Here is an 8,108-nt window from a genome sequence, read left to right as displayed (position 1 = left end):
GTGATATTAATTAATAAATTTAAACATAATATTTATAAAAATTAACATTATTTATTATATGAATAGCATTATCTGAAAAGTAGTGGTTTACTCAAACTATTATTCATATTGCTCAATTTGCAACGACATGTACAGCGCGTTATTTACATTTATTTACAATAGCTGTTGCGCCTATTTATGTCGATTAGCGATTTAAGCGTATAAAAAAGCCCTAGTAGCTAAGCTAAAAGGGCTTTTATGGTAGGAAGATATTTTTTAAATTAACGTTTAGCCAAGTAGCCCAGCAAGGTTTGCCAAAAATAATAATGCAAAACCCGCCAAGAATATTAAGCCTGCGATAGAGAGCGCATTCATACCCACTGACAGTTTTTTATGCTTTGTGACCAATGAGTAGTTTAACCAGCCAAAGATAGGTGCTGAGACAAACGCTGATATCATGGCAAACTTGAGCATAGCGCCTAGTTGTCCAGTGAAGAACGTGATAATCACTAGCCCGCCACCGATAGCATAGGTCGTCCAAAAAGCGATCTGCTTTTTGTTGATTTCGCTCTCACCTTTTAGCAAGCGCCAACACTCAGCATTGGCACGGCCATAACCGTCTGCACAGGTAATCGTCGTCCCAAACATACACATGAAGGCAACAAAAGCGACCAATAGACGTGACCATTCACCGATGGTTGCCGTATACATATTGATTAGTTGATTGATATAAGCACCACCGACCAGCTCAATCTCTTGACCTGAACCATACTGGACAAACACACCAAGCGATAAGAAAAATAAGGCCAAAATCGCTGAGACGGCGTAACCGACGTTAAAATCCAACAAGCCTTGCTTGTGCGTAGTGTGATCGGCTTTGACTTTGGCAGACGTCCACATAGAAGTAATCGCGGCAAACTCAAGCGGTGCTGGCATCCAGCCCATCAATGCGACGATGAAACCCAATGTCGCTAAATTCCAAGGTGATACGGCAATAAAATCCGCTGCCATAACCGTTGGCTTGCCAGCGGCAATAACCACAGCCGCGACAGTTGCAGTAGTCAGTGCAATCATAATCCACTTAGTCACGCCATCGAGCAGCTTATAGTGCCCTGCTATCAAAAAGAACCAAGATACTGCGACGATAATTAGAGACAACGCCATCGTCGATAGCCCAAGTGAGGCGGGCAACATAAAGCCTAATATCACCGCAGCGATCAGCGAGACTGCACCAGTACTAATGACGGCTGATAGAATGGAGAGAATAAAATATACCCAAAGATACACCTTTGAGCGTTTGGCGTAGCCTGCAATCAAGCTCTCACCAGTATCGTAAACGTAGTCGGTGGCAAAGCGAAAAAATGGATACTTAAAAACATTGGCCAAAATAATCATGATGGCCAGTTGCCAGCCGTAGATAGCACCAGCCTGTGTCGATGAAATCAAATGTGAGCCACCGATAGCAGCGGTTGCCATCAAAATTCCTGGGCCAAAGATGCGCCAGCTAAAGCCCTCTTGCTGCGGGGTATCGTCAGTGATACTTGGATTATTGAGTGGTTGTGTGGTCATGAATACCTCGAAATGGTTAAAACGGCAAATTATCACTTACCTGTGTCAGCTTGCCAATGATCGTTAGAGAATGGTTTTATAACCTACTGAAATATAAAACGATTCATCTTGAATCGACTTTAGCACACCAAAGCTACTCAGGAGAATGATTATTCTAGTTATTATTACTATTTGTTTGCATCACTATTCTTGTTAGTTAGCATAATCATCCGTTAATATCAAGTATTAAGGCTAATTATTTTTTGGCGGTTCTTTATAACACAATATCCATCCAATATCTGACAATTTAAGGCTGTGACACAAATTTTTGCTGTCGATAAGTGATTCCGCGCTGTTCATATACTTGATAGATAGCGCTCAGTAAATCAGAAATGCTGGGGTGAACGAAATCTTTAAGAGTATGTAGATAAATAGGGGAGGTGACGTTTTCGTGTACCAGACGTTGATAATTGATTTGGTCAGTACGCACAGTCTTTAAGCTGGCAGGCACCAGCGTAATGCCTTCACCAGCCGCCACTAAGCCTAGCGCTACTTGCAAGTCACTCACCGTCGTAGTCATAAAAGGCGAAATACCGTATTGTGCGAATAAGTGTAGCAACGGCTCAGTAATAGGCGCACTGAGTGCGGATGGCTCAGCGCTTCTGGATTTTGTATTATTATTTGGCTTTACGCTGGTTGAACTTACGGTCGTCGCTATTGGCAAATGCGTTTGATGGTAGAGAATTAAGCGATTATTTGCTAAGTCTATCAATCGCTGCTCTTGTATATGGGCTAAGGGATGTGCTTTTGGCAAGGCGACGACATAACGCTCATGACGCAGCAGTATTTGCTGAATCCATGGGTCTTGATGGGGAAAACGCCCAAAACCGATATCTATCTCACCAGATTTTAGTGCCTCTATTTGCTGATATGAGCTGATATCTTTGAGATTTACTTCGATATCAGGATTGAATTGCTTTAGCATGGCAATAATTTCAGGAAGCAACCCATAAAGCACGGACGGGACAAAGCCAATGTTTAGCATGCTGCTTGGCGTAGATAGCCGCTGGGTCATGCTGGTGACGGTATCAATCTCTGTCAATATGGCACTGATTTTGTCGTAAAAGAATGTGCCAGCTTCGGTGAGATGTAGCGGTCTATGGTAGCGATCGACCAACTCCACACCCATATCCGTCTCAAGCTGTTTAAGTAGACGACTCAAGCTTGGCTGTGACAATCCAGTTTTAGTCGCTGCGGCACTAAAGCTACGTGAATCTGCGATAGCAATAAACGCATTAAGCTGTTTTAAGTCCATGTGCTTAAACCTATTATTTATTATACTGTCTCTATATTTTACAAATATCGTCGCTATCAAATAAATTGTGCTTGAAGATAATGAAGTGAGCAACTATATTGTTTACTAACGATATTGTTACACTTTAGCAAGAAATATCATAATTTCATTCTAGCAGTCATTTAATACCAGTAGCATAAACTGGTTTGGTATTGTTTTATGAGCAACAAAAAAACCGATATTGGTACAGATTTTGAAGAGAAATTGGCTGAAATTGCCAATAAAAAATCGCGTACTCGTACCAATAACAATATCTATGAACGTTTTATCAGTCGTGTTCAGAATACTGAAGATGATGATAACGCCAACACTGATACTGATGACCTAAAAAAGTTAGGAGATGCCAATAAACTTTCTGCATATGAGCCTTTAAGCGCAGTAGAGTTAGAGGGTTTTGCCAACCTACAAGTATCTGATGGTTCAATCGGGAGCATTAGTTTAGATTTTTCAGATGAAAATGAGGTGTTGATTACAGATCGTACTGCGATAACCAGTATTAATAAATCCCTAGACAATCATTCAAATACAAATGAAAAAAACACTTCTAATAATGACTTAGCCGCTAAGAACTCAGAAAAATTAGTAAAAAAAGAAGCCGTCAAGGAAGGAACGTCAAAAACAGTTAAGTCACCCAATAAACAAGCAGGTAGCAAAAAACCTCTTATTATCGGTATGATTTTTGGCTCACTGTTCATTGCCGTTATTGTAGCAACACTAATTTTTACTGGTGTGCTTTCGACCTCAACGAAAACGGTTAGTACAGAGACAAGTGTTAACGATAGGGTGGAGACGAAAACAACAACAGATACAGCACCAGCTGTCAGCACTGGAAAAACGGTGGTTACGGATGATAATCAGTCTTCTGCTAATACAGGTGTAGTAGACAAATCGACAGTGATATCGCAACCAGATGAATCAGCCAATGGAAATTCAGATACTGTTATTAATAGAGTAGAAGCTACTGAAGTGCCAACGACTAAGCCAGCAGCTGATGCAGCCATTACGTACGAAGATTTTAGAGAAGAATCACAGAGTACCTTATATCGTGAAACAGATGACTAATTACTAAAAATACCTTCAATTGTAGACCATCAAGATCGATGGTCTACATAATATGGATATTGGCAAATCAATAAACGATAAACCATGCATAGTATATTTCTGCACATATCTTAACGAATACCACCGTATATTTTATATTTTTAGGTTTTTGAACACTAAACCTCACCTCTAGCCATATGCTCTTCATAAGAGAGCCGAATATGTGCACCAACGCTACGGAGTGGGTCGGGCGGTATCCAGCTCGGCGCTGAATGCTCAAGAATAAAATCCAACTCTGGACTCTGCTTACCGCAGATATACTCTGCCATATAGTTACCTAGATAAGTGCCTTTTGCCACGCCAACGCCATTCATAGCAGCAATCACATACACGTTAGGCACATGTTCTTTAAAAACAGGTTCATGGTTCATGGTGACACAAATCATACCACCCCACGTGTACTCAAATGGAACATCTGGCACTTGTGGAAAACGTGCCAAATAAGACTGGCGATGCTTCATTTTTGCCTTATCAAGTGACGCTTCGGTGCTGGAGAGAGCTGGCTGATAGTTCAATGTATTGCGTATAAAAATCCGCTTATCCGATGTCAATCTGACCGTGGTGCCAGCAGGGTGAGCAGAGGTAAGTCCCCAAGGTGAAATACCTTGAAAAGCCTTCATTTCACTATCATTTAGCGGGCGAGTCAAACTGGCATAGGTGAATATCGGTGTTACTCTGTTAGGGGATACACCAAATTTTTCAGTAAATGCATTGGTGGCCAATACTATAATATCGGCGCTGAGGCGCGCTTTTTCTGTCTGGATGACCTTATTCGCTAAGTCTATTTCATGTACTGCGGTATTTTCTAGCAATGTGACATTGCTTGGCAATGCACTGGCCACAGAGATAGCCAAGGCCGCTGGATTGACCAGTATATTGCCCGGTGTGTAGACAGCTCGCTTATAGTAATGAGTACCCAATCTCTCTGCTAGAGCATCATCATTCAGGATTTCGTACGGTTCTCCTATGGCCTCTAATGTGTTCACAAAATCGGTTAAACCAGATAAATGTTTTTCTTCGTGAGCTGCTAAGTATTTACCAGCCTCATGCCAACAAACGTCAAACCCTTGCTGCTCCTGGATACGCTTTAAACGCTGGATAGCAAAACCGTTTAAATCTCGAACCTTGGTATTTGCTTCCACGTCGGGTTCTGTTGGATCTAAGTTGTGAGGTAGGTCAATAATAAACCCAGCATTGCGACCAGAGGCACCTTGGCCAACCTCCATAGCATCAATAAGGGCGATGCTAGCTTCTGGCCGCAGTTCAGCCAAACGACCAGCGGTGGCTAGGCCTGTGAAGCCAGCACCGACGATAATAATGTCAAAATTCTCATTTTTTTTAGCTTGCTGTACTGGCATTGGTCGTTGGAAAGAAACAGACTCGAACCAGCCAAGCTGACCGTCTTTGGTGGGCAATCTTTTGATCTGTTGCATCTAAGAACTCCGTATCATCAACAGTTTGTTTTATTGTTTGTTGTAGTTAAAGAATAATTTATCACAAAGCATTGATTCAATAACGCACTGATTATAGTACTTGCTTAGCCTTAAAACGACTCCGAAGCGTATCTATATAATCTGCCCAGTCTTGCATCATTTTTATCCTGATATCTATCTCATCAAGTCTATTGTAAGCGCCACCATGCGTGTCTTTGATTCTATGACCCAGCTGTAGCTCTGTGACGATGTCTGAATAACGCAGCTCAGGCTGCTCCATAAGTAAAGTTTTAGCGGAAGCTCGAAAGCCATGCGCACATTGCACATCTTTGTAGCCGAGCCGATGAAACACCTGCACCAGTGCTGCTTTACTGATATAAGAATTGCTTGAGGCGCGCGTCGATGCAAAGACGTATTCGTTATGACCAGTGATGGACTGAATGTGTCGTAAGCGCGCAATCACTTGCGTAGCTAAGGGCACAACCAAATGCGAGACCATATCGTCACGCCCTTCGCCTTTGGTAGGGGAGAACGCCCATAGTTTATTGTCCCAGTCGATGTCCTGCCAGCGCATCGAGCGTAAATCAATACTACGCACGAACACATACGGCAGTAAATTCATCGCCTCTAGAGTCATTTTGCTTGCGCCTTTGAAGTCAGACATATCCCTCAAAAGCGTTGCAAATTGATCCGGTTTGGTGATGGCTGGCAAGTGATTGCCTGAATTGGCAGGTGCCAGCTCGCCGCGTGTATCAATTGCCACATTTCTATCACACAATCCACGTGCGACAGCAAATGAAAATACTTTTTCGGTATACAGCCGCGTACTGGCACCAACAAAGGCGGCTTGGTTTTTATTGTTTTGAATCGCCTCGCACACACTTAATATCATCTCGCTGGTGATATCGTTTATTCTTAAGTTGCCAATATCATGGCACATGTAGCCCAAACACAAATCCCAAAATTTAAGAGTCGACTCGCTAAACGCAGCCTTTTTAGATTTGCTGTGATGACGGCCTGACGTTTTATGGTCTCGCCACGCTTGTGCAATCTCGGAAAACGTGGCGTTTTTTAGGTGCGCATACTTATTTACTTGCTCTTTTTGCTGAATCGCTTTGGGGTCAGATCCTTTGGCGACCATAGCAAGTATCGTCTCTGCTTGGTACTTCACCTCAGATAGACTGATATCATCTACCTTACCCAGCATCATTCTAGGCCGCTTACCGTCAATATGCGGATGAGAATACCGTAGGTAGTACTCTTTTTTACCGTTTGGGTAGACACGGATACTCAAACCTGCCACACCGGACACACTTACTGAGTAGTCCTTATCTCGGCATTCAAGCTTATTGATGTCATATGCAGTGTCGACAGCCATGATATATATCCCTAACTATTATAAATGATGATAAATAAGGAGAACGAGCGTTATTGATTTTTGCTTAAGTTGAGAAAGAACCTTGCGTAGGTCTTATTGCTTCTAAAAAAGCGTCTTATACAAAACATACAAAGTGATTGGACACTAAAATGGACACCTAAATTATAGCGTAAATAACTAAAAGCTTCTAAATGTAAGGTTTATGGTGATAATAATCCCCAAGGTTCACTTGGGGATGATTGTAGCATAAGGAGCAATATTAAGTGGGCAATGCGCTTACTTGGAACTGTTTCAGGCTAAATAAGTGGGTTAAACCGACTAATGACCTTTTATACGGTCAGATAATTAGAGTGAATATCGTCTATATGTCTTATGGATTGTGAGATTAAGCGTATTTTTTATAAAAATTATGCTCGCGTACGCGCATAGAATTGGTTAGATAGGGTAATGGTAGGGTTCTGTGCAAGTTTTAAGTTTGGTCATTTTATAAGATATTCTTAGTTATAACCATTTTGTATCGAAGTTAAATATAATGGTATCAACTACTGGCAGTACGCAATCTGCATTATGAGAAAGTTTTGAAATTTAAAAAATTAATGAATCTTTCCACTAACTAACTAGGAAGCATAAAAATCCATCAGATATAGTTAGCCAATAACGTATAACAAAAAATTTAAAAGGAATAGAATATGAACGATATCGATAAATACATTTTAAATGCCATTAAGATTCAGGTTTGGAGTGGGTTTAATGATTATGAAGACATTCAAGACTTGATTTCTGATTTACTAGAAAATGGCGCTGATGAGAGAATGCTTCGAGATTCTGTCGATATTGAATTTAAGGAAAAGTACAAGGCTGAACAATCTTGGCCTGATATTACTGATTTCGATAAGTTAGACCAAACCTTTCAAACTCTTAGTAATGACGGTATTCTGTGCTTGCATAATGCAGGATACACGATGTCTGATGGTCATGAGGATGCAGATACTGCATTAAGTAAGCACGCGAATGGTCAGTTTTTTGGTTATTGCTTTTATCATGGACAAGATGTCGAGCGTGCTGTTATAGGTGAGGGATTGACACTTGCTTACGATCATATCGCTGGAGACGTACCTGATAAAATCAAAGTTGCCACGAAGATCCAACAAGAGCTAGAGCAAGCAGGGTTTGTCTTAGAATGGGATGGGACGGTTGAAAAAAGAATTCGTCTGCCAAATTTTGATTGGAAACATCGTTCTGCGGTAGAGTTAAGATGATTACCGTTGTTATGCCTGTATATTTCTACTGATTTTGAAAAATCACTTGATATTAA

At 41.2% G+C, this 8,108-nt stretch carries 6 protein-coding genes; 2 read left to right on the top strand and 4 right to left on the bottom strand.

Going from position 1 to position 8,108, the window contains the following annotated elements; all coding sequences use genetic code 11:
• Positions 1–267: 267 nt before the first annotated feature.
• Both JMX93_RS12790 and JMX93_RS12785 read right to left on the bottom strand, forming a co-directional pair.
• Positions 268–1,548, bottom strand: a complete 1,281-nt coding sequence (locus JMX93_RS12790) for an NRAMP family divalent metal transporter (protein ID WP_193011360.1) — start codon at positions 1,546–1,548, stop codon at positions 268–270.
• A gap of 286 nt (positions 1,549–1,834) precedes the next feature.
• Positions 1,835–2,842, bottom strand: a complete 1,008-nt coding sequence (locus JMX93_RS12785; RefSeq protein WP_499204949.1) for a LysR family transcriptional regulator — start codon at positions 2,840–2,842, stop codon at positions 1,835–1,837.
• A 198-nt stretch (positions 2,843–3,040) separates the two neighbouring features.
• Between JMX93_RS12785 and JMX93_RS12780 the strand changes: the two genes are divergently transcribed.
• Positions 3,041–3,943 carry a hypothetical protein gene (locus JMX93_RS12780; RefSeq protein WP_499204948.1) on the top strand — a complete coding sequence of 301 codons (903 nt, stop codon included), beginning with the start codon at positions 3,041–3,043 and terminating at the stop codon, positions 3,941–3,943.
• Positions 3,944–4,098: 155 nt separating this feature from the next.
• Here JMX93_RS12780 and JMX93_RS12775 read toward each other — a convergent pair whose 3' ends face one another.
• Complete coding sequence (locus JMX93_RS12775; protein ID WP_499204947.1) at positions 4,099–5,415, bottom strand: NAD(P)/FAD-dependent oxidoreductase; 1,317 nt, start codon at positions 5,413–5,415, stop codon at positions 4,099–4,101.
• Between the two features lie 91 nt (positions 5,416–5,506).
• Complete coding sequence (locus tag JMX93_RS12770; protein WP_499204946.1) at positions 5,507–6,793, bottom strand: tyrosine-type recombinase/integrase; 1,287 nt, start codon at positions 6,791–6,793, stop codon at positions 5,507–5,509.
• A 689-nt stretch (positions 6,794–7,482) separates the two neighbouring features.
• Between JMX93_RS12770 and JMX93_RS12765 the strand changes: the two genes are divergently transcribed.
• Positions 7,483–8,052 carry a DUF6891 domain-containing protein gene (locus JMX93_RS12765; RefSeq protein WP_499204945.1) on the top strand — a complete coding sequence of 190 codons (570 nt, stop codon included), beginning with the start codon at positions 7,483–7,485 and terminating at the stop codon, positions 8,050–8,052.
• The last annotated feature ends 56 nt before the right edge of the window (positions 8,053–8,108 follow it).

The organism is Psychrobacter muriicola 2pS, from assembly GCF_904846535.1.
Taxonomy (GTDB): domain Bacteria; phylum Pseudomonadota; class Gammaproteobacteria; order Pseudomonadales; family Moraxellaceae; genus Psychrobacter; species Psychrobacter aquimaris.
This window is presented reverse-complemented; position numbering and strand designations above follow the sequence as displayed.